The 25,571-nt window shown below is 49.3% G+C and carries 22 protein-coding genes; 5 read left to right on the top strand and 17 right to left on the bottom strand.

Features of this window, described 5'->3' with window-relative positions; translation table 11 throughout:
- Nucleotides 1-145: 145 nt before the first annotated feature.
- The 8 genes from spoVG to DW720_RS13700 all read right to left on the bottom strand — a co-directional run bounded on the left by spoVG (nt 146) and on the right by DW720_RS13700 (nt 8,025).
- Nucleotides 146-430, bottom strand: coding sequence for a septation regulator SpoVG (gene spoVG, locus DW720_RS13735; RefSeq protein WP_107001781.1), 285 nt, complete (start codon nt 428-430; stop codon nt 146-148).
- A gap of 36 nt (nt 431-466) precedes the next feature.
- On the bottom strand, nt 467-1,588 hold the full coding sequence (gene glgD, locus DW720_RS13730) for a glucose-1-phosphate adenylyltransferase subunit GlgD (RefSeq protein WP_022359575.1): 1,122 nt from the start codon (nt 1,586-1,588) through the stop codon (nt 467-469).
- Nucleotides 1,585-2,859, bottom strand: coding sequence for a glucose-1-phosphate adenylyltransferase (locus tag DW720_RS13725; protein ID WP_118473001.1), 1,275 nt, complete (start codon nt 2,857-2,859; stop codon nt 1,585-1,587). The genes glgD and DW720_RS13725 overlap by 4 nt, the downstream gene beginning before the upstream one ends.
- Nucleotides 2,860-3,116: 257 nt before the next feature.
- Nucleotides 3,117-4,091, bottom strand: coding sequence for a LysR family transcriptional regulator (locus tag DW720_RS13720; protein ID WP_118524749.1), 975 nt, complete (start codon nt 4,089-4,091; stop codon nt 3,117-3,119).
- 138 nt (nt 4,092-4,229) lie between these two features.
- On the bottom strand, nt 4,230-5,519 hold the full coding sequence (locus tag DW720_RS13715; protein WP_207722853.1) for a TRAP transporter large permease: 1,290 nt from the start codon (nt 5,517-5,519) through the stop codon (nt 4,230-4,232).
- Nucleotides 5,516-6,016 (bottom strand): TRAP transporter small permease, encoded by a 501-nt coding sequence (locus tag DW720_RS13710; RefSeq protein ID WP_118482238.1) that lies wholly within the window; start codon nt 6,014-6,016, stop codon nt 5,516-5,518. Before DW720_RS13710 ends, DW720_RS13715 begins: the two co-directional genes overlap by 4 nt.
- Nucleotides 6,017-6,039: 23 nt before the next feature.
- On the bottom strand, nt 6,040-7,119 hold the full coding sequence (locus tag DW720_RS13705) for a TRAP transporter substrate-binding protein (RefSeq protein WP_118482237.1): 1,080 nt from the start codon (nt 7,117-7,119) through the stop codon (nt 6,040-6,042).
- Nucleotides 7,120-7,161: 42 nt separating this feature from the next.
- On the bottom strand, nt 7,162-8,025 hold the full coding sequence (locus tag DW720_RS13700) for a DUF6282 family protein (RefSeq protein ID WP_107001705.1): 864 nt from the start codon (nt 8,023-8,025) through the stop codon (nt 7,162-7,164).
- Nucleotides 8,026-8,376: 351 nt separating this feature from the next.
- Here DW720_RS13700 and asnS point away from each other — a divergent pair, with 351 nt between their 5' ends.
- The 3 genes from asnS (at nt 8,377) to DW720_RS13685 (ending at nt 12,831) form a co-directional block, all read left to right on the top strand.
- Complete coding sequence (gene asnS, locus DW720_RS13695) at nt 8,377-9,768, top strand: asparagine--tRNA ligase (protein WP_107001706.1); 1,392 nt, start codon at nt 8,377-8,379, stop codon at nt 9,766-9,768.
- Nucleotides 9,769-9,895: 127 nt separating this feature from the next.
- Nucleotides 9,896-10,966 carry a DNA repair exonuclease gene (locus DW720_RS13690; protein WP_118473002.1) on the top strand — a complete coding sequence of 357 codons (1,071 nt, stop codon included), beginning with the start codon at nt 9,896-9,898 and terminating at the stop codon, nt 10,964-10,966.
- 5 nt (nt 10,967-10,971) lie between these two features.
- Nucleotides 10,972-12,831, top strand: coding sequence for an AAA family ATPase (locus DW720_RS13685; RefSeq protein WP_118743121.1), 1,860 nt, complete (start codon nt 10,972-10,974; stop codon nt 12,829-12,831).
- Nucleotides 12,832-12,953: 122 nt separating this feature from the next.
- Here the strand turns inward: DW720_RS13685 and DW720_RS13680 are convergent, their stop codons facing one another.
- From DW720_RS13680 to DW720_RS13660, 5 genes are all read right to left on the bottom strand, one after another.
- Nucleotides 12,954-14,135, bottom strand: coding sequence for a ribose-phosphate pyrophosphokinase (locus DW720_RS13680; RefSeq protein WP_022359580.1), 1,182 nt, complete (start codon nt 14,133-14,135; stop codon nt 12,954-12,956).
- 109 nt (nt 14,136-14,244) lie between these two features.
- A complete protein-coding gene (locus tag DW720_RS13675) occupies nt 14,245-15,237 on the bottom strand; it encodes an ATP-binding protein (RefSeq protein WP_118743120.1) in 993 nt (330 codons plus the stop codon).
- Nucleotides 15,224-16,288 carry a DnaD domain protein gene (locus DW720_RS13670; protein WP_118743119.1) on the bottom strand — a complete coding sequence of 355 codons (1,065 nt, stop codon included), beginning with the start codon at nt 16,286-16,288 and terminating at the stop codon, nt 15,224-15,226. The genes DW720_RS13675 and DW720_RS13670 overlap by 14 nt, the downstream gene beginning before the upstream one ends.
- A gap of 548 nt (nt 16,289-16,836) precedes the next feature.
- Nucleotides 16,837-18,228, bottom strand: coding sequence for a UDP-N-acetylmuramate--L-alanine ligase (gene murC, locus DW720_RS13665; RefSeq protein WP_107001711.1), 1,392 nt, complete (start codon nt 18,226-18,228; stop codon nt 16,837-16,839).
- A 225-nt stretch (nt 18,229-18,453) separates the two neighbouring features.
- Nucleotides 18,454-18,963 carry a QueT transporter family protein gene (locus DW720_RS13660; protein ID WP_117796647.1) on the bottom strand — a complete coding sequence of 170 codons (510 nt, stop codon included), beginning with the start codon at nt 18,961-18,963 and terminating at the stop codon, nt 18,454-18,456.
- Between the two features lie 417 nt (nt 18,964-19,380).
- Between DW720_RS13660 and sstT the strand changes: the two genes are divergently transcribed.
- Nucleotides 19,381-20,604: a serine/threonine transporter SstT gene (gene sstT / locus DW720_RS13655; protein ID WP_118743118.1), complete on the top strand. Its 1,224-nt coding sequence runs from the start codon at nt 19,381-19,383 to the stop codon at nt 20,602-20,604.
- A 389-nt stretch (nt 20,605-20,993) separates the two neighbouring features.
- On the opposite strand, the gene DW720_RS13650 is transcribed toward sstT, so the two are convergent.
- On the bottom strand, nt 20,994-21,758 hold the full coding sequence (locus DW720_RS13650) for a type III pantothenate kinase (RefSeq protein ID WP_107001714.1): 765 nt from the start codon (nt 21,756-21,758) through the stop codon (nt 20,994-20,996).
- Between the two features lie 6 nt (nt 21,759-21,764).
- The gene (locus DW720_RS13645) at nt 21,765-22,388 is read right to left on the bottom strand and encodes an ECF transporter S component (protein WP_107001715.1); all 624 of its coding nucleotides are present in this window, start codon (nt 22,386-22,388) and stop codon (nt 21,765-21,767) included.
- A gap of 598 nt (nt 22,389-22,986) precedes the next feature.
- Between DW720_RS13645 and coaBC the strand changes: the two genes are divergently transcribed.
- Nucleotides 22,987-24,180, top strand: coding sequence for a bifunctional phosphopantothenoylcysteine decarboxylase/phosphopantothenate--cysteine ligase CoaBC (coaBC, locus tag DW720_RS13635; protein WP_118570676.1), 1,194 nt, complete (start codon nt 22,987-22,989; stop codon nt 24,178-24,180).
- Nucleotides 24,181-24,289: 109 nt separating this feature from the next.
- On the opposite strand, the gene DW720_RS13630 is transcribed toward coaBC, so the two are convergent.
- Nucleotides 24,290-24,565 carry a hypothetical protein gene (locus DW720_RS13630; protein ID WP_118524019.1) on the bottom strand — a complete coding sequence of 92 codons (276 nt, stop codon included), beginning with the start codon at nt 24,563-24,565 and terminating at the stop codon, nt 24,290-24,292.
- Between the two features lie 302 nt (nt 24,566-24,867).
- A complete protein-coding gene (locus DW720_RS13625) occupies nt 24,868-25,518 on the bottom strand; it encodes a M20/M25/M40 family metallo-hydrolase (protein WP_118749756.1) in 651 nt (216 codons plus the stop codon).
- Nucleotides 25,519-25,571 lie beyond the last annotated feature (53 nt).

Raw genomic sequence — 25,571 nt, 5'->3', positions numbered from 1 at the left:
TTATGGATTATCTGTACACATTCGGGCAAATTCTGCCCGTTTTTGAGCACACTATATCTACATAATAAATGTCCCCGGGCACTTTGTCCAGCGTCCGGGGACATTTTTTCATATTTTCTCTCTTTTTACTTTCTTTTCCTGCTTTTTACTCTGCTTTCTCCAGCTCTGCCAGTTCCAGAGCTGTCGCCTCATATTTGGCAAGAATGACATTTTGAATCATGTCTCTGGTTTCCGAATTAATCGGGTGGGCAATATCCCGGTATTCTCCATCCGCAGCCTTACGGCTCGGCATAGCAATAAAAAGTCCTTTCTCTCCCTCAATAACCTTGATATCATGAACCACAAATTCATTGTCAAGTGTGATGGATACGATGGCTTTCATCTTACCTTCCTTCTCTATCCGCCGCACTCTTACGTCTGTAATCTGCATACCCATTTACCCCTTCCGTCTGTTCTTTGATGTACCCTATAATGTAAACCGCTCGTTCTTCTCAATGACAATCTTTACATCTTCCGGCGTACCGATGTGCGTCGTGTTGGCGCGGATCGTATCACGGCTCTCTACAATACAATTCTCAATCACTGTATTGTCCCCGATGTAAACATCATTTAAAATAACAGAATTCCGGATGATACAGTTATTGCCTACATATACCTTCTTAAACAGAACCGAGTTCTCCACCGTACCATTTAAGATACAGCCGCTGGATACCAGGCTGTTCTTGACATTTGCACCCGGATTGTATTTTGCCGGCGGAAGATCATCTACCTTGGAGTAGATCTCCGGGTATTCCTTGAAGAAATAGTGGCGTACATCCGGTTTTAGGAAATCCATGTTCGTCTTGTAGTACGAATCAACCGAAGCGATGTTGCTCCAGTAAGTTCCTAACTTATACGCGTAAATGCGTTTGAGGTTCTTATATCTGACTAAAATATCAGTAACAAAATCATACCGATCCTCTGCTGCACAGCGCTCCAGAAGTTCGATGAGCTGACGGCGGCGGATTACATAGATACCGCAGGAGATCATGCTGGAGGTCGCCAGCATCGGTTTTTCCTCAAAATCTGTGATACGTCCGTCATCATTTAACTTCACCAGACCGAAGCGGGTAACGTCCTCCTCCGGAGGCATCTCCTTGCATACTACGGTAATATCCGCTTTCTTTTCAATATGATACTCCAGTACCTTGCCGTAATCCAATTTATAGACACAGTCGCCGCCTGCAATGACCACATACGGCTCATGACTTTTCTTTAAGAAATCGAGGTTCTGATACAGAGCATCTGCGGTACCGCGGTACCAGTCGCTGCTCTCTGCCGTGATCGTCGGTGTGAATACATACATGCCGCCCTGCTTACGTCCGAAATCCCACCACTTGGAAGAACTCAAGTGCTCATTCAGGGAACGGGAGTTGTACTGCGTCAGTACCGCCACACTCTGGATGTGGGAATTGCTCATATTGCTCAGAGCAAAATCGACACTGCGGTAGCTGCCTGCGATAGGCATCGCTGCGATGGCTCTCTTATTGGATAATTCTCTCATTCTCTTGCTGTTGCCGCCAGCTAAAACAATCCCGATCGCTCTCATTGTATTCCACCTGCCTTTATGATATAATCGCCGCTCTCCAGCTCGCCGCCGTGATAATCGTCTGCCGTCGTCACACCGGAAATCGCTGTGTTCCGTCCTATCTTCACTCCATCCGGTATCACGGAGCGCTCTCCGATCGTTACCAGATCGAACTGATATACCTTCTTGTCGTACTTGCTCTCGGCATATTCTCCGACGCCGACCTCGGCATTCTCACCGATGGTAACGTCCTCCGCCACGATCGCCTTATCCACAACCGTGCCAGCGCCGATCGTCGTGCCCTTCATGATGATCGAATCACGGATCACCGCACCTTCTCCGATCGTAACGCCTGCTCCGATGACCGAGTTAATGACTTCGCCGTATACCTCGGTGCCCTCGCCGATGATACTGCGCTCTATCTTGGACTGCTCCGATATAAATTGTGGGGGAATAATATCGCTCTTCGTGTAAATCTTCCAGTATTCTTCATACAGGTTGAACTCCGGAATGATGTCGATCAGTTCCATGTTTGCCTCCCAGTAGGAGCCAAGGGTTCCGACATCTTTCCAGTAGCCGTTGTACTCGTATGCGAAGATACGTTTTCCAGCTGCATGGCAATACGGGATAATGTGCTTTCCAAAATCACATCCAGGCTCGTCCGAGAGCTTGATGAGCGCTTCTTTGAGCACCTTCCAGCTGAATATGTAAATACCCATGGAAGCTAAATTGCTGCGCGGATTCGCCGGTTTCTCCTCAAACTCCGTAATGCGGTTGTTGTCATCGGTTATAACGATACCGAAACGGCTTGCCTCCTCCATCGGAACCTGCATCGCCGCGATCGTCACATCCGCATTGTTTGCTTTGTGGTATTCCAGCATTACCTCGTAGTCCATCTTGTAGATGTGGTCGCCGGACAAAATCAGCACATACTCTGGATTGTACGTTTCCATGTATTCCAGGTTCTGGTAAATCGCGTTCGCCGTACCGGTGTACCAATCGCTTCCTTTGCTCCGCTCATACGGCGGAAGTACCGTCACACCACCTACGTTGCGGTCCAGATCCCACGGAATACCGATTCCAATATGTGCATTCAGCCGCAGCGGCTGATACTGGGTCAGAACGCCTACCGTGTCCACTCCCGAATTGATACAGTTACTTAACGGAAAATCGATGATTCGATACTTTCCTCCGAAAGAAACCGCAGGTTTTGCTACTTTTTGAGTTAAGACACCCAGACGACTGCCCTGTCCGCCTGCCAACAGCATAGCTATCATTTCCTTTTTAATCACGATATCACCCCTCGATGCTCACATATAATGTGTATTTTAAACCTGTTTTTATTATAACATACTTCACGAAAATAGTGAACAAATTTTTAATAGAATTTGTCCCAATTTTGTACATTTTCCGACATTTTTCGTTCCTTTTACATAATATTTTCGTAATTCCGGGATGTGGAATCTAAGAGCGAACCTCCCGTGAACTGAAAAAAAGCCCTGAATCTGAGACACTTTTGACTCAAAAGCATTTCCGATTCAAGGCTTTTTTACTGTATACTCTTTCTCAATTCTTCCAGACTCATCGAATCTGCAATCCGCGGCAACTCCTCCTGTAAGATATGGACAAAGTCCTGTATATACATCGGATGCATCGCATTCCGGTGGCTGACCAGCTCAATCTTTAACTCCCGTCCCAGGTTCCGGATCGGGAACATATAGAGTTCATCCTCTGGCTTACAGGTCTGATTGTGACGGTAAGCAGCTGCCAGCAGCATTTTCGGGCACAGCGCCGCACAGATGCCGGACGCGCAGAGCAGAATCTGCGTCTCACTATCACTGATGTTATAGATGACATTAAGCTTTACATTATAACTGTCCAGATATTCCTGAATCGCATGGTTGACTTTTCCGGTCTTGAAACTCTGCGTAAACGGAATGTTGGAAAACCGTTTCAGATCAATCCCATCCTCCATCTGCCGGATCTCCTGCTTGCTAAATTCCCGCCTCAAAAGCTTGGCGGAGATAACCAGGATGATCTCATCCGTCGTCAGGGTCTGGATTTTATAATCCGGATGCGGTGACGTATTGACCCCGATAAATAAATCTACCTGTCCGTTCAACAGGCGTTCCTCCAGGATCTGTGTGTCCTCCTCCGTAAAGGATATATTTACCTTCGGGTAACACTGGTAATATCGCGGCAGCACACGGGGCAGTATGATCGGCGCGCGGGATGTACTGATTCCCAAGGTAAAACCGCCCACCGTCCCCTCCGCTATCCCCGCCAGACTCCGGCTCATACTCGTCTCCATAATCTGGATATTTAACAGGTTATGAAGCATGATCTCGCCAGCCTGCGTCAGACGGAATTTGGGACGCCGCTCAAACAACACGACATTATACTCTTTTTCCAGCCTCTTTATATGATCGCTGGCGCACTGCTGTGTAATATGAAGCTCATTTGCAGCTTTTGTAATACTCATTTCTCTGGCTACCACCAAAAAAACTTCGAATCCTATTTTCATTGTTTCCTCCGCCAGTTCTCAGTTCTATCTATTTTCTTATTCTAACCAAAAGGAGCCGTAAAAAAACAGCGCATTGACCTTTCAAGTCTCTTCTGCTGTCTTTTCATAGCCCCTTTTTCTTACGTATTTTTCTAATACTTAGTATCCGTACCCCATTAGTCTCGGAAGCCATGTGATGATTCCCGGTACATATGCAAATACAAACAGAAGCAATATTTCCGTCAAAAGGAACGGAAGCGCTCCCTTTACAATCTGTTTGAAATTCAAGCCTGAAATCGAAACCGCCGTAAACAGATTATATCCAAACGGAGGTGTTACGAATCCAACTACCAGGCAAATACAGAACAGCATACCGATGTGGAGTTCATTACATCCGAGTGCAATTCCAACCGGAATTAAAATTGGTGCCAGAATCAGAGTTGCCGCTACGTTATCCATCAGACAGCCTACAATTAAGAGCACTACAACTAGTACGAAGAGATAAAGTGCCTGGCTGCCACCTACGAAGCTGATAAATGCATTGGAAATCACGATTCCGATCTGGGATTTCGATACAACCCAGGAGAACAGGGACGCCGCCGCGATGATGAAATTGACCATTGTCGATGTTTTCAGGGAATTGATCAGGATCTTCGGTAAATCTTTTACTTTCAGTTCTTTCAATGCAAAACCCAGAATCAGCGCATAAACAATGCCGACCGCTGCGGATTCGGTTGGTGTAAAGATACCGCCATAAATACCGCCTAGAATCAGAACCGGAAGTCCCAGAGCGCCCAGCGCTTTCCAGAACAATTTCATGGATTCTTTAAAATCAAACTTCATCGTCTTCGCATGTTTCAGAACCTCCGGATTCCTGTATGCGAATACGACATTGACTAACGATAACGCCAGTGCGATAACAAGTCCCGGGACAACCCCTGCCATAAACATTGCCGGAATTGAAAGATTCATTGTAACTCCATAAATAATCATGGGAATACTCGGAGGAATGATTGGTCCCAATGCACCTGCCGATGCAACTAACCCCGCGCTCGTTTCTCTGGAATAACCTGCCTTCAGCATGGAAGGAAGCATAATTGAACCAATCGCTGCTACCGTCGCCGGACCAGAGCCCGTCAGCGCTGCAAAGATCGCACAACTGAATACGGTTACAATTCCAAGTCCGCCCGGAAGCCAGCCTAAAATACTCTTCGCCCAATCGGTCAGACGTTTGGAAATACCACCGAAATCCATCAGGTTTCCTACCAAGATAAACAGTGGGACTGCAAGCAGTGTGAAGGAGTTAAGACCGTAAATCAGCCGCTGTGCGACTACCAGCATGCTCCCTCCCGTTGTCGCCAGATATGCCATTCCGGCAGAAAGGATTGCAAATGCAACCGGAATACCCAAAAGCATCAGACCGAATAATACTACTAATACAAGTGTCATAATACCGGTTTATCCTCCTTTCTCTCTGTCGCTGATACGATCATCGCAATCGCTACAAATGCCTGGAACATCAAAAGGATTCCGCCGACTGCCACGGAGGAATTGATACACCACATCGGGACAGAAAGCGCGGTGCTCAAGTTGGTTCTGGAGCTGTACGCAAGCTTTAAGCCTGCGTACAGCATTACGGTTCCATCAAAAAAGATAACTAATTCAATGATAATATCGACAATTTTTCGAAGTGTTCCATGCATCAGATCCAGGATTGCTGTTACTGTAGCATGTCCGCTTCCCTCAATCAACAAGGAAGCCCCCAGCATATGCATCCAGATAAAGCAGTACCGGGCAAGTTCTTCGCTCCAGGACAATGAATTATTCAGAATGAAGCGGAAAAACACCTGTGCCACACAGGCAACAATCAGGATAATAAAAATCACCATTCCTATGTAACTGACGCACTTATTAATTATGTCTGAAACCTGCTGTAATTTTTTCATGCTGTCAAACCCTCTTTCTGCAATCACCTCTCCGTGCCGGTCAGGGATTTAATCTGATCCACCCACTCAGAACCGATGTAGGATTCCATCTCGTCATAGCACGGCTGTACGGCACTCTGGAATGCCTCTGTATCTACATCCTCAGAGGATACAATCGTCATGCCCTGAGACGTCAGATCCGACTCCATCTTTTCAGCGGTTGCATCGTTATTTTCACGTGTTTCTTTGGCTGCTTCCTGTGCTGCTTCTTTTAAAATCGCCTGATCTTCCTCAGATAAGGACTCATATACGCTGGTAGAAATACATACCGGAAGTGGAGAATAGAACAGGTTTACATTATCAATGTATTTGCAGATATCCGGGAAACCGTTGGTATATAATACACTTAACGGTGCGTCACAGCCATCTACGGTACCCTGCTGCAGAGCGGTTAAAAGCTCGCCCCATGCCATCGGGGTTGCATTTACACCCAGCGCCTTGTAAGCAGACAGATAAATCTTTGTCTCCATGCAGCGGATCTTCAGTCCATTCAAATCGGACGGTGCTTTGATTTCTTTGTCCTTTGTACACAACTGACGGAATCCGCCCTCAGAAAATGCAAGACATGTAACGCCTGTTCCGTCCATATTGTCGATCAGGGACTGACCGAAATCGCCGTCTACGATCTCACGTGCCTGTGCCAGATCGCTAAAAATGAACGGAAGATCCAGTGCGCCGTTTGCCGGTACATAAGAAGAAACATATGCATTCGTCATGACTGCCATGTCGCATGTTCCGGTCTGCATGCCTTCCCACATCTCCGGCTCGGAACCAAGCTGACTGCTCGCATACAGGTTGACTGCAATTCTACCCTCGGATTTCTCTTCCACGATCTCTTTGAACTTGGTTGCAGTAAAGTGATACGGATCATCCGCGTTTGCTGCGGTCGTATAACCGATGCTGAGTGTTGTCTCGGCATTCGGGTTAGCGGTGTTCTCGGCTGCCGCCTGTGTTCCTGCCGCCGCTGCCTGTGTGGTACCACCTGCCTGTCCGCCGCCGCACGCTGTCATGCTGAGCGCTGTCACTGCTGCTAATGCCCCTGCCAATACTCTGTCTTTCCTCATAATGTAAAATCCTCCTTCTAAAAAATGTGCATTTATATAAATTTATCTGCATACCACTTCTTCCGGTACCTTCTGGACCATGTCCCGTATCTGTGCTTCCGCAATCCCACAGGTCAGCATCACGGCGATAAACCGTTTCAATTCCGAAACGGGTGTCGGCGCCCCTTTCTGCCCTCGGTCCGTTGCCAGATATACGTGTCCACTTCCAACGGTCCGAATCGTCTCTGCCATCTCTTCCGGCATCACACTTTTCTGTGCCAGATTAAACCAGTTCTTCTCAATCACAACCCCCAGCTTCGCCAGTTCCGCCTGATCGTCTCTTCCTATCCTCGTCCTTGGAAACTCTGGATGTGTCAAAATCATATTGACCCCCCGTTTCCGTCCTTCCCTGCATAAAATCAGGGATTCCTCCGGGCTGATATGTCCTGTTGCCAGAAATGCGTCTTTTTCCTTGATAGCATCCATGATGTCGTAGACGCATTCTTTTAATGTTCCATCCTGTTCCAGAATGGTAATACCCCTGCGGTCGAAGAAATCTCCCTCCATGTTTCCGAATACTAGGCTGTTTTTCGCATCCCGGGTCGGCATCCATACAATTTTTGCCCCCGCCCGCAATGCATTTTTCACCGCGTATACATTCAAGCCGCCCGCCGGGCAGTTGAGGCAGAGCCCGCCATACGCTTTCGCCTTACAGCCGCTGTAGCGGTTGATCAGTTCTGCCCGTAAAGCCGTTGATTCATAATGACTTTTCAGCATCACTCCCGCCATTCCTGCCGCGTCTGCCTCCCGGATCAACTGGAATCCATCCAATTCTCTCGGAAAAACAGAGGGCGATGAATGTACATGTAAATCGTACGCACCTTTCAGAAGCTCTTCCGCTTTTTTATTTGCGTCAAGTTCAGTCATAATTCTTCTGTCTACACCCTTTCCGTTTGATAGACTCTTTGAAAGTATTCCGCGGTTTTCTTTCTTTATCCCCATTCTAACACCGGGCATTTGTCTCTGTAAAACAAGTATTCACAGAGTTGACACAATACCCAGCTTGTTTTCTGCCCTTTCCTTCTGTTTTTGCATTTGTTTCTGTTAATTTTTAAAGCTGTCACTTTTTATACGGGCAGGTTTCTTCCCCCCGCAAATTTCCCTCCGTCCCTTGAATCTACAAGAAAAATACAGTATAATGAAAGTTAAACACGGTCTGCACACTGCAGGGCAGTCCGCATGAGAAAGTTTATTTTGCAAAATAAGGAGTTTACTGAGATGAATTTAACCACTGTAAGAGAAATTTACCGTTCCAGAGAGACGTATCTGGACAAAGAAGTTCAGATCGGCGGCTGGGTACGAAGCGTGCGCGGTTCCAAGAACTTTGGCTTCATCGTTGTGAGCGATGGCAGCTACTTTGAGACGCTTCAGGTTGTTTACCATGATACAATGCCGAACTTTGCGGAGATCTCCAAGTTAAACGTAGGCGCATCCATTATCGTAAAAGGTACCCTGGTTGCGACCCCGGAGGCAAAGCAGCCGTTCGAGATTCAGGCGACCGAGGTAGCCGTTGAGGGACCGTCCGCTTCGGATTATCCGCTTCAGAAAAAACGCCACAGCCTTGAATATCTGCGTACCATCTCCCACCTGCGTCCGAGAACCAACACCTTCCAGGCTGTGTTCCGTGTACGTTCCCTGGCAGCTTACGCGATCCATCAGTATTTCCAGGAGCGCGATTTCGTGTATGTCCACACTCCACTGATTACCGCAAGTGACTGCGAGGGCGCCGGTGAGATGTTCCAGGTTACCACGATGGATCTGAACAATGTTCCGAAAAAGGACGACGGCACGGTTGACTACTCCCAGGATTTCTTCGGAAAACCAACTAACTTAACTGTCAGCGGTCAGTTAAACGGCGAGACCTACGCGATGGCATTCCGCAATATCTACACCTTCGGACCGACCTTCCGCGCAGAGAACTCCAACACGACCCGTCATGCAGCTGAGTTCTGGATGATCGAGCCGGAGATGGCATTTGCGGATCTGAACGACAACATGGAAGTTGCCGAGGATATGTTAAAATATGTCATCCGCTACGTCTTAGAGCACGCACCGGAAGAGATGAATTTCTTCAACCAGTTCATCGACAAGGGACTCCTTGACCGCTTAAACCACGTATTAAATTCCGAGTTCGGTCATGTAACCTACACCGAGGCTGTCCGCATCCTCGAAGAGCACAACGACGAATTCGACTACAAGGTATTCTGGGGCTGTGACTTACAGACCGAGCATGAGCGCTACTTAACCGAGAAGATCTTCCAGAAACCGGTCTTCGTTACCGATTATCCGAAGGAGATCAAGGCATTCTACATGAAGATGAACGAGGACGGCAAGACCGTTGCAGCGATGGACTGTCTCGTACCGGGCATCGGCGAGATCATCGGCGGCAGCCAGCGTGAGGACAGCTTAGAGAAGTTAGAGGCGCGTATGGACGAGCTTGGACTCAAAAAGGAGGACTACGATTTCTATCTGGATCTGCGTAAATACGGTTCCGCAAGACACTCCGGATTTGGTCTTGGATTCGAGCGCTGCGTGATGTACTTAACCGGCGTTTCCAACATCCGTGATGTCATCCCGTTCCCGAGAACCGTAAACAACTGTGAACTGTAAACAATAAGCAACTATGGGGCTGTCGCAAATACTGGAATCCGCTTTCTGCTATTTGCAGCAGTCCCTTTTCTATTATTATTTCAATATGTACATACGGAGTGACAGACTCCTGAAAGGGGGAGAGAATGTGAAATTTATCCATACCGGCGATATCCACTGGGGCATGTCCCCGGACAGCGACAAGCCGTGGAGCCGGGAGCGCAGCCGCGATATCCGCGATACGTTTACCGCCATCATCGCCAAGGCAAAGGAACTGCGCGTGGACTGCCTGTTCATCGCGGGGGATCTGTTCCACCGCCAGCCGCTGCTGCGCGACCTGAAAGAGGTCAATTACCTGTTTTCCACGATCCCGCAGACACAGGTTATCATCATCGCAGGCAATCACGACCGGATCCGCAAAAATTCCGCTGTTTTAAGCTTTTCCTGGGCTTCCAACGTGACGTTTCTGGAAAGTGAGGATGTCTCATCCGTCTATTTTGAGGATATCAACACCGAGGTGACCGGCTTTTCTTACTATACTGCGGAGATCCCGGAGCCGCGCCTCGATACTCTTGAAGCGCCGGAGGATGGAAAAATCCACATTCTGCTGGGGCACGGCGGCGACGCGAACCACGTCCCGATTGACCGGGCGGCGCTGGCTTCCTCCGGATTTTCGTATATCGCACTGGGGCACATCCACAGGCCAGAGATCCTACTGGACAAAAAGATGGCATACTGCGGTTCCCCGGAGCCGCTTGATAAGACCGAGACCGGCAGGCACGGCATCCTTTACGGCGAGATCGACCCGGAAAGCTGTCAGGTAACGACACTGGACTTTATTCCGATGGCGAAGCTCCGCTACATCCCGCTCATCGTCCGCGTCACGCCGGATACGACCAACACGGAGCTGTACTTAAAAATCGCCCATGAGATCGAACAGCGCGGCAATGACAATATTTTCCGCTTCAAGGTGCAGGGCATGCGCGATCCCGATATTTCCTTCGATCTGGACGCCTTAAAGCTGCGTTTCCGCATCGCGGATATCATCGATGAGACGGAACCGCAATACGATTTTTCCGCCCTGTTTGCCGAGCATCCAAGCGATATGATCGGCTTTTACATCCAGGCACTGAAAAAACCGGACATGAGTCCGGTGGAGAAAAAGGCGCTGTTTTACGGCATCCACGCCCTGCTTCTCACTACCGATGAAAGGAGTTAGCTTCCATGCGTTTTCTTGATCTTTATATCAGTGGGTTTGGAAAATTTCATGACACAGCCGTCTCCTTTGAGGACGGGTTAAACGTCATTTACGGTAAAAATGAAGCTGGCAAATCCACGATCCACACCTTTATCCGCGGCATGCTCTTCGGCATCGAGCGTCAGAGGGGGCGCGCCGCCAGAAACGACATCTACAGCAAATATGAGCCGTGGGAAAACAGCGGCACCTACGAGGGGCAGCTCCGGCTTGAATCCGACGACGGCACCATTTACCGGATCGAGCGCTCGTTCCAGAAAAATAAGAAGGAATTTACCGTCATCAACGAGACGACCGGACGCGAGGAACCGGACGGTCGCGCCGTTTTGCAGGAAATCTTGGGCGGCATGAGTGAAACCATGTACAACAACACCATCAGCATCAGCCAGTTAAAGAGTGCGACCGATGAAGGCATGGTTTCAGAACTGAAAAACTATATTGCCAACATGAATACCTCTGGCAATATGGCGCTCAATATCACTAAGGCGACCGCCTATCTGAAAAATCAGCGCAAACAATTTGAATCCCAATTAAGCCCGGAGGCTTCGGTCAACTATACCTCCCTTCTTAGCGAGATCCGCGCGCTGGAACGCGAGCTTTCTTCGCCAAAATATGAGAATCAGTTACAGGAATACTCAAAACTACGTGACTCGGTCCGAAATGAACTGGAACATCAGAAAATAGAAAAAGAAGATTTATCCGACCGGCTGCAGAAGAGCCGTCAGGTACTGAATGAGTTTTCCTTTACGGACGAGGCGTCCATCGAGGCATACCGCAGTCAGGCTGAAACACTCTACCAGGACTATCAGCATGCACAGGCGTCTTCCTCCAGCAAGGGATCCCGGTTTTTCCAGGTGTTTTTCTTTGTCGCAGCAGCAATTTGCGCTATCTGCGCGGCATACTGCGGATATCTGGCATTCTTCCCGCTTCCGTCCCCATGGCTGGGAGCTGGTCCCACCGCCCTCATCTTTGGAGGCGCCGCTCTTGTGCTTCTCATGCTGGGAATCTGCGTCACACGGCACCGGAGCCGCCGCAGGCAGGAGGCGGAGAAAAGTGCCTCTGTTTTATCGGAGATTTTGCGCCGCCACCTGGGCGAATCCGAGATTTCGGATGAATCCATGAAGCTTTTGTCCCAGCGGCTGGACCGCTTCATCACGCTCTGCCACGCCGTTACAAACTCGGAGGATTCACTGGTAAAACGTTCCGAACAGATCTCGGCGCTGATGGCAAAGCAGAATGACTGCAGCCTTGTCATCGAGGAACAGCAGCGCGTCCAGTGGGAGTTAGAAAAAAAGCTGGAGCACCTATCCGCCTGCAAAGACCGGGCAGCGGCGCTCAAACACATTTTAAATGAAAATGAGCGCATCCATCAGGAGATCGCCTCCGTGGATCTGGCGCTTGATACCTTAAAAGAGCTTTCCACCACCATCCGGGATTCTTTCGGCCTGTACTTAAATAAGACTGCGTCCGACCTGATCGCCGGAATTACCGGCGGAATTTATTCCAGCATCAGCATCGATGAGAACCTGAATGCGTTTTTAAACACCCGCCGGAAGCTGATCCCGCTTGAACAGGTCAGCAGCGGCACCGCCGACCAGATCTATCTGGCGCTGCGCCTCGCCGCCGCCCACTTTATCCAGGGCGATGCAGACCGGCTGCCGCTCATCTTTGACGACAGCTTCGTCCTCTACGACGACGAGCGCCTGAGAACCGTCCTCAAATGGCTGCCAAGTGCCTATTCCGGGCAGATTCTTGTATTTACTTGTCATGAGAGGGAGATGCGGGTGCTGAAGGAAGAAGGAGCTGCGGTACATGAAGTGCGGTTGTAAGACTCTTTTCATACATAACCGTGACATTGCCTGTTTCCTATGACATTAAAAAGAACGCCATTTTCTGACATGTATTGGTCCGGAAATGACGTTCTTTTTGTTTCTATTTTAAAGGTCTATTTTTAGTCCCGTATTCCCGCCCGATACTTCGCCAGCAGCTTATTGATACGCCCAGTCGGATTTAACAGCTCGCTTAAGGAGGCATCGTGGTTCAGGTTATCGATGATGAGCGCGATGTATTTGCTCATATCGACGCTGATATAGTACGGTCTGGAGAGAAGCTCCGGTGTCTGGTATACCAGGTTGGTGGTCAGGACGCGGTCGATCAGACCGTTCTCATAGTACTCGTCAAACTTCTGCAGTCCGTTGGTAAACAGACCGAAGGTCGCACATACGAATACCTTTCTCGCCTTGCGGCTCTTTAATTCCTTCGCTACATCTAACATGCTCTCGCCAGAGGAGATCATATCATCGATGATCAGGACATCCTTGCCCTCTACGCTGGATCCCAAGAACTCATGAGCAACGATCGGGTTGCGTCCGTTGACGATCCTGGTGTAATCGCGGCGTTTGTAGAACATACCCATGTCGAGTCCCAGCACGTTGGAGAAGAAGACAGCGCGGGACATACCGCCCTCATCCGGGCTGATGACCATCATGTGATCGCTGTCGATCTCCAGCTCTTTCTCATTTTTCAGCAGATATTTGATAAACTGGTAAATCGGCTGAACGGTCTCAAAACCCTTGAGCGGAATCGCGTTCTGGACACGCGGATCGTGTGCGTCAAAGGTAATGATATTCTCAACGCCCATATCTACCAGCTCTTCCAGTGCCAGCGCGCAGTCTAAGGACTCACGGCCGGAGCGCTTATGCTGGCGGCTCTCATACAGGAACGGCATGATTACGTTGATACGGCGTGCCTTTCCGCCTGCTGCCGCAATGACACGTTTCAGATCCTGATAATGATCATCCGGGGACATATGATTTACCATGCCGCACAGAGAATATGTCTGGCTGTAGTTGCAGACATCCACGATCAGATACAGATCATCGCCGCGCACCGACGCCTTGATCTCGCCCTTTGCCTCGCCGGAACCAAATCTCGGTGTGTTTGCCCCGATGATGTAGGAGTCTCTCTGATAACCTGAAAATGCGATCGACGTCTTGTGCTCGCTCTCGCGCTCATTTCTCCAGTCCACCAGATATTTGTCTACCTTGCCTACCAGTTCCTCACATCCCTTTAATGGAATCAGTCCCAGCGGACCTACCGGTATCGTCTCAATGATTTTCTCTTCGTACAGCATTTTCCATTTTCCTCCAGCCTGTTTACTCTCTGTTAATTCGCTTTTTTTGCATATGTTAGCGCATTCTAACGTCTCTTTTATATCATTATGTCCCTTATAAGTCAACCCATTACCGGTTTTCCAGCTTTTTTCGTATCCGGATATCCTCGCCGTAGAGCGGAATGATCTGATACTGGCTTACGATCCGTGACATGACGCGGTCGGTAAACTCGTCGCGCATCTCATTGACCGGCAGATTGGTGGAAATGATCGTGCCTTTCTTCCGGTTTAAGCGCTCGTTGACCACATAGAAGAGCTGGGAAGTCGTAAACGTATTCACCAGTTCCGTCCCCAGATCGTCGATGATCAGCAGATCGCACTCTAATAAATACTGGGAGCGGTCGCGATCCTCATCGGTCGCATCATTTGCGAAGCGGTCCCTTGAAAATATCTCATACATCTCCACCGCTGGGAGATACACGACGCTGAAACAGCGCTCAATCAGCTCTTTCGCGATGCAGTTGCTTAAAAACGTCTTTCCAAGCCCCGTTTTTCCGGTAAATAAGATATTTCCCTTTTCTTCTTTAAATCCGTCCACATAGCGGTGGCAGAACGCCGTCACTTGCTCCATATACGCGCGGGCAGTCTTGCCGCTACGCGGATCGATCTTCGTGTCATCAAAATAATCATAGGAAAAATGAGAAAAATTTTCCCGCTCCAGCACTTCCCGGATATTCGACTGGGCGTATAACAGATCGATCTCCCGCTGACGGAAACAGTGGCATTTTTTGCCGTCTTTGTACCCGGTATCCTTACAGTTCGGACAATTATACTGCATCTCCAGATAGTCCGCCGGATAGCCGTAGGCGCTCATCAGCACCTGGCGCTGCTCTTTCAGGTCTGCGATTGTCCCTCGCAGACGTTTCACCGCGTCCGCATCGCCCGCCAGAAGCTCTTTCGCGCTCTTGACCGCCGCGGCGGCGATCGCGTCGTTCATCTCCCGGACCGCCGGTATTTTCTCATAGACCTCATCAACCCGCGCGTCCAGCTCATGTTTCTTCTGAAGCTGTGTCCGGTTATAAACACGCATGATCGATTCATACTGCGAATTACTGAGTGCCATCGTCCCCTCCTGTCTTCTGCGCTCCGTTTATCATGCTCCATACCATCTCGTCGTAATCATATCCGTGTTCCTCCAGATTGTGGAACCGGTTGGAAGAACGGCTGCTGCCTGCAGACGCCTGCCGGCGCTTCGCCCCGCCTTCTTCCTTCCGTTTTTTATCTAGCTCTGACACATCCCGGAAGCTCTTGACCCCGGCATTTTTCCAATCCCGCAGGATCTTGTCTGCATAGTCAAACGACGGTTTATGTATCTGCCGGATCGTGCGGCTGCACGCCTCGACGATCAGCTCGCGCGTGAAACCGTACTCCCAGAACCATTTTTCGATAAATTCACTCTCGACCTCCGCCGGGCTCCGGTCCGAAAGCCCCATCGCCCGCATAACCGCGAATGAACCCTTCGTGTAGCCCCTGCCGCTCGCTTTCGCCTGTTCCACATCCTTGATGCCGCGCTTATGCCAGCCGAGCGCCACCTTTTCCATATAGCGCAGGCTGGTGTGATGGTTCTGCACGCAGTACTCAATCAGGTATTCCAGCAATTCCCCGGAAAATCCCAGATTCGAATAGAGATTTCCAAGAATCTGGCAGTCCGTCGGTGTGAGCAGCTTGTTTAAATACTGCTGGGCAATATAAATGAGCTGCTTAAACGACTCATCCGAGGTCAGGCGTGACATATCGCAGGCTGCGGCTTCCCGCGCGGCAGTTTTTGTAGATGGCGCAAAGGAACCAGCGCCTGCCAGGGATTCCGTTGAAGCGGAAACCGGCGAAATTTGCTGTCCCGGCGTCTCCTGAAACGATCGCTGTGCCTCTTCACCGACTTCCGTTCCCAGCACCCCGGCTCTCTGCCAGTATGCCAGCGCGCGCTGCACGTCCGCCTCCGTGTGGTTGAGCGCGTCCGCGATCTGTCCGATCGAGACTTCCTCCTGCTGGTGGCGGAGCAGGTACAGATATACCTTCACATATTCTCCACTGGCTCCCGCCATATATGTATCAATAAATACGTCCGGAACCGGCGTCGCGCCCACCGCCAGCCGGTTTTTGAGTCCTATTCCCATCTTCTAACTTCCCTCTTAGCCATTCTGTGTCCTCACATTTCCTGTTACCATTTATCTATCAGCAGCCTGCGGCTGTGTGAAGCATTCAAACTGCTGTATTTTACTTTTATTTTGAAATATTCTCTATTTGTTCCATCCAAATCTTCCTGTTTTCTTACTTTTCCACCGTTTTGATTTTGTTTCCGGACTTTTCCACAATTTTGCTCCGGACAAGACAGTTTTCATCCATTTATCACAGGCTCACTGCGTCTGTTCCTATCATAACATACCTTTTTTTAAAAAGAAATACTCCTAATTATGGTTCGCGACCGACACTTTTAGACCGATTTTTCCACTATTTTGATTGTGGATAATGTGGATAATGTGGAAAAAGCCTTCAAGAATCCTCAAAAAACAACCCTGCCCCCGACAAAATCCTTATTTTATCAACATTTTCGGCATTTCACCATTTTCACATTTAGGCGCAAAAAATCCACATAGTTCCTTTACATAATATGTTGAAAACTATGTGGATAATGTGGATAACTATATGTACACTCAGAGCGCATCTATTTCGCAAGGAGGTTTTCCCCTACATTTACAACGTCTCCGGCGCCCATGGTTATCAACAGGTCGCCCTGTGTACAATGTTCCATGACAAATTTTTCTATTTCATCGAACGTCGGCAGATACCATGCTTCTTTTCCTTTTTCTTTTAGAAGTTTCACGATATCCTCTGAGCTGATGCCGAGCGTGTCCGTCTCGCGCGCCGCGTAGATATCCGCCAGAATGACTTTATCTGCCAGTGAGAGCGCCTCGGCAAACTGCGGCAGAAATGCCTTCGTCCGCGTGTAGGTGTGCGGCTGGAAAATGCACCAGAGTGTCTTGTGTGGATAGTTCTGCGCCGTCTTTAAGGTAGCCTCGATCTCATGCGGATGATGCGCATAGTCGTCGATGATGGTAAATCCATTTACCTCACCCTTCTTTTCGAACCGGCGGTTGGTTCCGGTAAAATGTGCCAGTCCCACGCGGATGGCGTCCATGGAGATGCCATTTTCCAGGGAAACTGCAATAGCTGCCAGCGCATTATATACATTGTGCTCACCTGCCACACCGAGCGTCAGGCGCTCTTTCTTCTCGCCGCCGATATAAAGGTCGAAGGACGGATGCGCGTAAGCGTCATACTGGATATCACCAGCGCTGTAATCGTTGCCGCGGCTGTGACCGAAAGTAATGACCTTGCCTTTTACCGCTTCTATGATCTCCTGATAGTTCTCGATATCGCCGTTGATAACAACCGCGCCCTGAGCCGGTACGCGCTCGGCAAACAGCTTGAAGGAGCGGCGGATATCCGCCAGATCCTTGAAGAAATCGAGATGGTCTTCTTCTATATTAAGGATGACCGCCATCGTCGGGTAGAAGGATAGGAAGCTGTTGGTATACTCACACGCCTCCGTCACGAAAAATTCCGGTCCGCCGACGCGGATGTTACCGCCGATCGCCGGAAGGATGCCGCCGACCGAGATCGTCGGGTCATTTTTCGCCTGCAAGAAAATCTCCGTCACCATCGAAGTGGTTGTCGTTTTGCCGTGTGTTCCGGCAATCGCGATCGCATTTTTATAGTTCCGCATCATCTCGCCCAAGAGTTCCGCACGGGTCAGCATCGGGATGCCGCGCCGTTTTACTTCCTGAAATTCCGGGTTATCCGGGTGAATCGCCGCCGTGTAGACTACCACATCGATGCCATCCTGGATATTCTCCGCTTTCTGTCCGATATATACCTTCGCGCCGCGCGCCTCCAGGTTATCGGTCAGCTCCGAACGGTGTGCGTCCGAGCCGGACACAGTGAATCCCTCGTCCATCAAAATCTCTGCCAGTCCACTCATGCTGATACCGCCGATTCCGATGAAATGGACGGATTCTGGTTTATTAAAATCAATCTGATATACATTCTCACTCATATTTGTGCATTCCTTCCCCGCCGCAGGCGGTTTTTGTTTTCGCAGACGCCATAGAAAAACGATATGGAACCGCGAGGCATTGTGTTTTCACGTCCTTTTAATTTAACTTCTTTTACATGAAATTGTCAATATAAGGCAAAAAAAAATAAAAGATACACGCCAGCCATCGCACTGCGATCCGTCTGTAACATGCATCTTTTATATCATTTAAGTTATGTCTTTTTCTTAGCGTCCCGTTGCCAGACACTTGCCGAACAGCATGGTTTTATAACGGTTTAACGCCGCCAGAAGAATGCTTCCCAGCACACCGATTGCCAGCACCTCGCCGATCCCGACGGTCAGCATCATGAACGGAATCAGATCCTCAGAGCCGTATGCAAACCGGAGCACCCACGGTACAATGATCGTGTTGGCCAGAATCGGCGGTACACATACTAAAACCTTACTCTTGCGGAGCGCATAGGAGCCGACTGCCCCGATCAGGGTTGCCAGGCTTCCGAATACGATATCCAGTCCGGCTGCGCCGCAGAACAGGTTAGATAAAAAGCATCCGACAAAGAGTCCCGGGATCGCTGCCGGGGTAAAGAACGGCAGGATGCAGAGTGCTTCCGAAATACGGAACTGCACCGGTCCGAAGCTGATCGGCTGGAATGCCATCGTCAGCGCTACGTAGATGGCCGCGATCACCGCGCCATACGCCAGAAAATACGTGTTTTTCAGGTTGTTTTCTTTCATATTCAATTCTCCTTTAGTTTTGTTTTACGAGTGGAAGGTCACGAACACTCGATTCATTTTACGCCGGGAATCGGCGGCAGCCCTGTAAGACCTTGTTTTTATGGGCTTTGCAACGGGTATGAGTATAACATAGAGCAGATAGAAATACAAGTTTTCTTTTCGCTTATCGCCACTGCAAGTTCTGCCACTGGCCACACGGAACACGGGCAAAAATTTTTTCTCTATTTCTCTATCACTCTGCCATAAAAAAGCACTTTCCCTTTCTTTCTATCTCCTGTATAATAGAATCTACATGATTTTGTGCCGGATGCTGCACAGACAGTTGAATCATTCGGGAGATATTGCATTTGCACATTTGACTCAGCTCCCCGACACTCGTCAACCCCATTTCATCATCACAAAGGAAGTATGTATTTTATGAAAGCACTCTATGAACGCTGGACAGCCATCAGCCTGCCTAAACGAATTCTGGGCGGCATGATTCTCGGCGCTGTCCTGGGAATGATGATTCCTCAGGCAGTCGGACTCTCAATCCTTGGAAATCTATTTGTCAACGCATTAAAGGGCATCGCGCCCCTGCTCGTATTTTTCCTTGTTATCAGTTCCCTCTGTCAGGCAAAGCAGAGCCACGGCGGCATCATCCGCACCGTTGTCTGCCTTTACCTGTTCAACACACTGCTCGGCTCTGTGATCGCGGTCGTCGCAAGTAAACTGTTCCCGATCACCCTGACACTTGCACAGGCTGCAGAAGAAACCTCTGCCCCGCAGGGAATCGCAGAAGTTATGCAGACACTTTTATTAAATGTCGTAAGAAATCCGATCACCTCCATCGCAGAGGCAAACTACATCGGTATCCTGGCGTGGGCGGTTCTCTTCGGCGTGGCGATGCGCGGTGCCAGCGAACGCACGAAAGAAATTATGGACAATTTTGCAGCGGCACTGTCCAAGGTTGTTACCTGGATCATCAACTTTGCCCCGTTCGGTATTCTCGGACTTGTGTTTGACACTGTATCCACCAACGGTTTACAGGTATTTACCGAATATGGACGGCTTCTCGCTGTGCTGGTTGGCTCGATGCTGTTTATCTACTTCGTAACCAACCCGATCCTCGTATACTGGTGCATCCGCCAAAACCCGTTCCCGCTGATTTTCAAGTGTCTGAAACGAAGCGCGGTCACCGCCTTCTTTACCCGGAGCTCAGCGGCAAATATCCCGATCAACATGGAAGTCTGCGAGGAAATGGGACTGGACAAAAATACCTACTCCGTTACCATCCCGCTCGGTGCGACCATCAATATGAACGGTGCGGCTGTTACCATCACCGTCATGACGCTGGCGGCAGCCAATACGCTGGGAATTCCGGTGGATATTCCGACCGCCATCATTTTAAGCGTCCTGTCGGCACTTTCCGCCTGCGGCGCATCCGGTGTTGCCGGTGGTTCCCTGCTCTTAATTCCGCTTGCCTGCTCTCTGTTTGGCATCTCAAGCGATATCGCCATGCAGGTCATCGGTGTCGGATTTATCATCGGCGTGGTGCAGGATTCCGTCGAGACAGCACTCAACTCTTCCTGTGATCTTCTGCTTTCCGCAGCGGCACAGTTTAGGGAGTGGAGAAAAGAAGGACGGGAGATTACCTATTAAAATTATATTATATGCATATTGAAATCAATTTTTCCATATGCTATAATGCCAATAGGCAAACGAATGACAGTACTCACAGAGTACACAAAAAGCCCCCGGTGTGTGCTGACACCGGGGGCTCGCCTTTTTTGAAAAGGAGGCTTAAACCTTTGCTACCTACTCATCTCCATCCAGCCACTTACAAATATAGTAAGCCACAATGCTGGCTATCACAGAGAGCACGAATGACAGTATTCCTCCCACACAGTACACCCCCTTTCCGCACCTGTCTAGGGGCGGTAGCTGTATCAGTATAACACAGAAATTAATCACTCGCACTATATTTGTGCTTCTGCATCTTTTTTAATTGCATTTTAAAAGCGGCTTGATTTTTTCCAGCCGCTTTTATCTTATTTATTCTTCTTATAGATAATCCACAACCCCCGCAATAACAATTCATCATCTAATTCTATCTGATGCCGGCACAGCGGAATGATTTTTCTGGCAAGACCGCCGGTGGCTACAACGGTGGCTTTCTGGCCGAGTTCCTCTTCAATCCGATCTACCATGCCGTCGATGCAGGACGCATTGCCATAGAGAGCGCCGCTCTGCATACATTCAACCGTATTCTTGCCGATCAGGCGCTTTGGCGGGTCAAGGCTGATGCGCGGAAGCTGGGCGGTCCGGCTGGTCAGGGAATTCATCGATACACCTATTCCCGGCAGAATCATGCCGCCGATGTACTGCTTGTTCTCATTCACCACACAAATGGTGGTTGCCGTTCCCATATCGATCAGAATGAGCGGCACCGGATACCGGTTGATTCCCGCGACGGCACCGACGATCAGATCGGTACCGACGGAGGACGGATTGTCCATCAGCACTTCCAGACCGATATTCATATCCACATTGACGACCAGAGCTTCCTGCCCCGTCACCTTGCGGATCGCCTCCCGCATCAGGGATGTAACCGGCGGCACTACCGAACCGATGATCGCGCCGGTGATCTCACTTACCTTGATTTCCCGCAGCTCCAGCACCATTTTCAGGGAAATCGCATAGTCAAGCTCTGTTTTCCCGCTGTCTGTCGCCATCCGCTCGGTAAAGAGAATTTCCCCATCCGCAATACAACCGAGAACCACATTCGTATTTCCGATATCCAATGCCAAAATCATACTGTCTTACCCCCTGCTTTTTTCCAGAGCCGGTACAAATTTTGCCCGGTAAAGCGCTGCGCCGACTGCACCGGTGATGATTGTGGACGATACCATCTCGCATACTGCATTGATTCCTACGAAACCGCATACGAACAGGATGATATTTTTTCCGCCGATCAGCCCCTGCATATATTCGGTATTGCCAAACAGAACGACTAAAGCCGTCATAAAGAAAACTGTATTTAAAAACGCGGAACAGAATCCGGTTACCAGACTTGCCATGTACGCATCGGTTCTGCGGCGTACAAACTGGAAAATGTAGCCTAACAGAAGACCGTCCAGCATACGTGGAACGAATCTCTGTACAAATGCCAAAAACGGGTTAATGCTGAAAAGCATCGCGCCCATCGCACTGCTGCCGCCGATGCCGATGCACTGTAAAAAGCTGGTCATGCCAAAAACTGCACCGATCGCTGCGCCGCCTGCCGGTCCCAGCGTGATCGCCGCAATCGCAACCGGAATCACATTAAATGTAATCGCCAGCGGTCCAATATTCAGATATCCGAGGGGAGTGTACGCCATCAGCAGAAGAATGCCGGTCATAAGACCTAAGATGACAAGTTTAGATGTGTTGTTTGTTGTGTTCATGAAATTTTCCTCCTTGTTATTATTCCCGATTTGAAAACCTGCTGCACCTTTTGTTCACCAGACTGCCGCTCACCTGCGCCAATATCATGTGCATAAAATCCTTACAAATTCCGTTCTTTCCGGCGATACCATCCAGAAAAGCTGCGAGCCAGGGCATTTTAATTCCCCGTCTCTTCCGGTATGATTCTCCATCTCAGATACAGATCCGTATGCAGATACGCACATTCCGGCAGAAGTTTCTTCTGCCGCTTTCCGCGGATTTGCTGCCAGCACGTTCAGTGCCTGTTTTCTATGGGATACAATACAACTGCTGCCGCCTGTCCCTGTTCACATCCAGTGAAAACCAGGCCAGTCAGCAGACACTTCCACACTATATCACATCACTTTTCAACATACAACCAACAATTCTACCAGAATATGTACTGTTTTTTATTGTCTTTTCACAAAATACATGTTTCTTTCCTCTCCTGTTATATGCGCTTACCAAAGAATCTGGCAGAGAACGGAAGCCAAAAAGGGTTTACAATTTTTCCTCCAGATGCTATGCTGTTCGAAAATGACCCAGAAAACCAGAGTACAAACCGAAAGGATATATATCATGTTAACTGGAAAAACGATTATTTTGGGAGTAACCGGCGGAATCGCCGCATACAAGGCGGCGAACCTTGCCAGCCTTTTAAAGAAACAGCACGCGGATGTACACGTGATTATGACTAAAAATGCGATGGAATTTATCACACCGCTTACCTTTGAGACCCTGACCGTCAATAAATGCCTGACGGACACCTTTGACCGGAATTTTAAATTTGAAGTGGAACACATCGAGCTGGCGAAAAAAGCGGATCTGGCGATCATCGCCCCGGCGACTGCCAATGTCTGCGCCAAACTGGCACACGGACTTGCCGATGATATGCTGACGACCACGCTCTTAGCCTGCCAGTGCCCGCGCATCATTGCTCCGGCGATGAACACACGGATGTATGAGAATCCTATTACCCAAGATAATCTCCGCCTGTTAGAACATTACGGCTTTACCATCATCGAACCAGCAAGCGGTCTGCTCGCCTGCGGCGATTCCGGAAAGGGCAAATTCCCGGATGAGGGGCTGATCCTGGAATATATTCTCCGCGCGATCGCCTACCCGAAGGATCTCGCTGGAAAGAAGATCCTTGTGACCGCCGGTCCGACCCAGGAAGCGGTCGATCCGGTGCGCTACCTCACGAACCATTCGACCGGAAAAATGGGCTATGCGCTGGCACGGATGGCGATGCTGCGCGGTGCCGACGTGACACTCGTCACCGGCGAAACTTCACTGACTCCGCCTCCATTTGTCAATACTGTCCACATCAAAAGCGCACACGACCTCTTTGAAGCAGTCACCTCCCGGAGTGAGGAACAGGACATTATCATCAAGGCGGCAGCCGTCGCTGACTACCGTCCGGCAGTCGTTTCTGATGAAAAGGTCAAGAAATCCGACGGCGATCTGAGCCTGGCGCTGGAGCGCACTGAGGACACTTTAAGCTACCTCGGCGCACACAAACGTCCGGGACAGCTGCTCTGCGGCTTCGCGATGGAGACCTCCCAGCTCGAGGAACGCGCCCGCGGCAAGCTGGAACGCAAAAATCTGGATCTGATCGCTGCCAACAACTTAAAGGTAGCCGGCGCCGGATTCGGAACCGATACAAACGTCATCACGCTGATCGATAAGCAGCAGACCCGCCATCTGGAGCAGATGAGTAAGGAAGCAGCGGCGATGGAAATATTGACGGTTTTACGCGATATGATGAAATAGATTTTGATTGAAATAGATAGAGAAAGAGGAAGCAACCGAGGTTGATGGACGGATGCCTCCTCTTTCATTGAATATGGAATATATCATAAGCATTATTTTTAGAATGTGGCTATTTAAAACGAATCCGCCATACTCCTATGATCAAGATAATTTCACAAAGCAATCGCAATACTTTCGTGATTCGATAAGCCGTATCCTCTTTTATCTCTGGACTCTCCTGCAAGTATTTGCATTCAATAAAAGCCCTTGCCGCAATTTCTCCAAAAACTGCCAGCGCTAAAAATAAGGAAAAGCCTGCCATGCCTTTTGCATAACTGTACAATGACAATAAGAATAAAATAGAGACGCCTAAATTGTATAATGTCAGCCAGAATTTTTTCTTCATATCGATCACCTCTCGATTCTATCTAAGCAAAAAATCTCATAAAATATTTGTTATCGCTTTTTATTTTTACAAAATTGCTTTTCTAGTTTCTTATTCATATAATATCAGATCTCCCCTCCGAAGTATATAGACAATTTCTTACGAAATCATTACGATAAAACTCTCTGTATTTTTGTTGAAATTTTGTTCGAACGGCTATATTTTTATTTGAATAAAATAATAAAGCCGTTCGACTATATTTTATGCTGCATATCGTCAAACGGTCTTATCAACACTTGTGAAGTTTACTCTATACTCGCCTCTTACCCCTGCGTAATCAACTCCGCGATCAATCTCGCCCCATTTACAATATCGCCTATCTTCGCATACTCCCGCACGGAATGAACATCGTACATACCGCATGAAAGCACCGCGCATGGGATTCCGTGCTGCATCATCGTGTTTCCGTCGCTGCCGCCGAAGGTGCTGCCGAATTTCGGCTCGATTCCCAGGGTGCGGCAGACCTCGGCAAAATGAACTGCCACCGGCGCGTCCGGTTCCAGATGGAAGGCTTTAACATGGAGGCGGTGTGTGAAAGAAAGCTCTGCCCCCGCCTCTTTGACGGCGGTTTCAAAGACATGGCGGACATCTTCCAGGGTCTCCATTGCCTTTTCATGGCTGTAGCTGCGGATCTCGCCCCGGCAGGTGCAGAGTTCCGGAACGGCATTCACAACCGAACCGCCCGAAATCAAGCCCACATTCAGGGTTGTTTCCTCATCCACGTGCCCCAGCTTCAATGCGGCAATCGCGCGGGCCGCCGTCTGAATCGCGTGGATGCCTTTCTCCGGCTCGAATCCGGCGTGTGCTGCACGCCCTTTGACTGCCGCCTCAAAGGAAAGGATCGTCGGTGCCTGCAGGATCGCTGTCCCGACTGGTCCAGTTACATCCAAAACGTAAGATTCCTTCGCTTTCATCTGTTTTATCCCCAATTAGGTGTAAAACTCTGCTCGATGGCGGGCGGCGGCGT

The sequence above is a fragment of the Clostridium sp. AM27-28 genome (genome assembly GCF_003480955.1).
Classification (GTDB): Bacteria; Bacillota; Clostridia; order Lachnospirales; family Lachnospiraceae; genus Otoolea; species Otoolea fessa.
Note: the sequence above shows the minus strand (reverse complement) of the source record. Positions and strands in the feature narration are given on the sequence as shown.

Coding starts and splice junctions, on each gene's coding strand:
- DW720_RS13685 (WP_118743121.1), top strand. CDS start 10,972: ATGCGTTTTCTTGATCTTTATATCAGTGGGTTTGGAAAATTTCATGAC.
- glgD (WP_022359575.1), bottom strand. CDS start 1,588: ATGAGAGCGATCGGGATTGTTTTAGCTGGCGGCAACAGCAAGAGAATG.
- sstT (WP_118743118.1), top strand. CDS start 19,381: ATGAAAGCACTCTATGAACGCTGGACAGCCATCAGCCTGCCTAAACGA.
- DW720_RS13670 (WP_118743119.1), bottom strand. CDS start 16,288: ATGGGAATAGGACTCAAAAACCGGCTGGCGGTGGGCGCGACGCCGGTT.
- DW720_RS13645 (WP_107001715.1), bottom strand. CDS start 22,388: ATGAACACAACAAACAACACATCTAAACTTGTCATCTTAGGTCTTATG.
- DW720_RS13680 (WP_022359580.1), bottom strand. CDS start 14,135: ATGCTGTACGAAGAGAAAATCATTGAGACGATACCGGTAGGTCCGCTG.
- spoVG (WP_107001781.1), bottom strand. CDS start 430: ATGCAGATTACAGACGTAAGAGTGCGGCGGATAGAGAAGGAAGGTAAG.
- asnS (WP_107001706.1), top strand. CDS start 8,377: ATGAATTTAACCACTGTAAGAGAAATTTACCGTTCCAGAGAGACGTAT.
- DW720_RS13630 (WP_118524019.1), bottom strand. CDS start 24,565: ATGAAGAAAAAATTCTGGCTGACATTATACAATTTAGGCGTCTCTATT.
- DW720_RS13710 (WP_118482238.1), bottom strand. CDS start 6,016: ATGAAAAAATTACAGCAGGTTTCAGACATAATTAATAAGTGCGTCAGT.
- DW720_RS13625 (WP_118749756.1), bottom strand. CDS start 25,518: ATGAAAGCGAAGGAATCTTACGTTTTGGATGTAACTGGACCAGTCGGG.
- DW720_RS13700 (WP_107001705.1), bottom strand. CDS start 8,025: ATGACTGAACTTGACGCAAATAAAAAAGCGGAAGAGCTTCTGAAAGGT.
- DW720_RS13675 (WP_118743120.1), bottom strand. CDS start 15,237: ATGGCACTCAGTAATTCGCAGTATGAATCGATCATGCGTGTTTATAAC.
- coaBC (WP_118570676.1), top strand. CDS start 22,987: ATGTTAACTGGAAAAACGATTATTTTGGGAGTAACCGGCGGAATCGCC.
- murC (WP_107001711.1), bottom strand. CDS start 18,228: ATGAGTGAGAATGTATATCAGATTGATTTTAATAAACCAGAATCCGTC.
- DW720_RS13720 (WP_118524749.1), bottom strand. CDS start 4,091: ATGAAAATAGGATTCGAAGTTTTTTTGGTGGTAGCCAGAGAAATGAGT.
- DW720_RS13715 (WP_207722853.1), bottom strand. CDS start 5,519: ATGACACTTGTATTAGTAGTATTATTCGGTCTGATGCTTTTGGGTATT.
- DW720_RS13650 (WP_107001714.1), bottom strand. CDS start 21,758: ATGATTTTGGCATTGGATATCGGAAATACGAATGTGGTTCTCGGTTGT.
- DW720_RS13660 (WP_117796647.1), bottom strand. CDS start 18,963: ATGAAAGAAAACAACCTGAAAAACACGTATTTTCTGGCGTATGGCGCG.
- DW720_RS13705 (WP_118482237.1), bottom strand. CDS start 7,119: ATGAGGAAAGACAGAGTATTGGCAGGGGCATTAGCAGCAGTGACAGCG.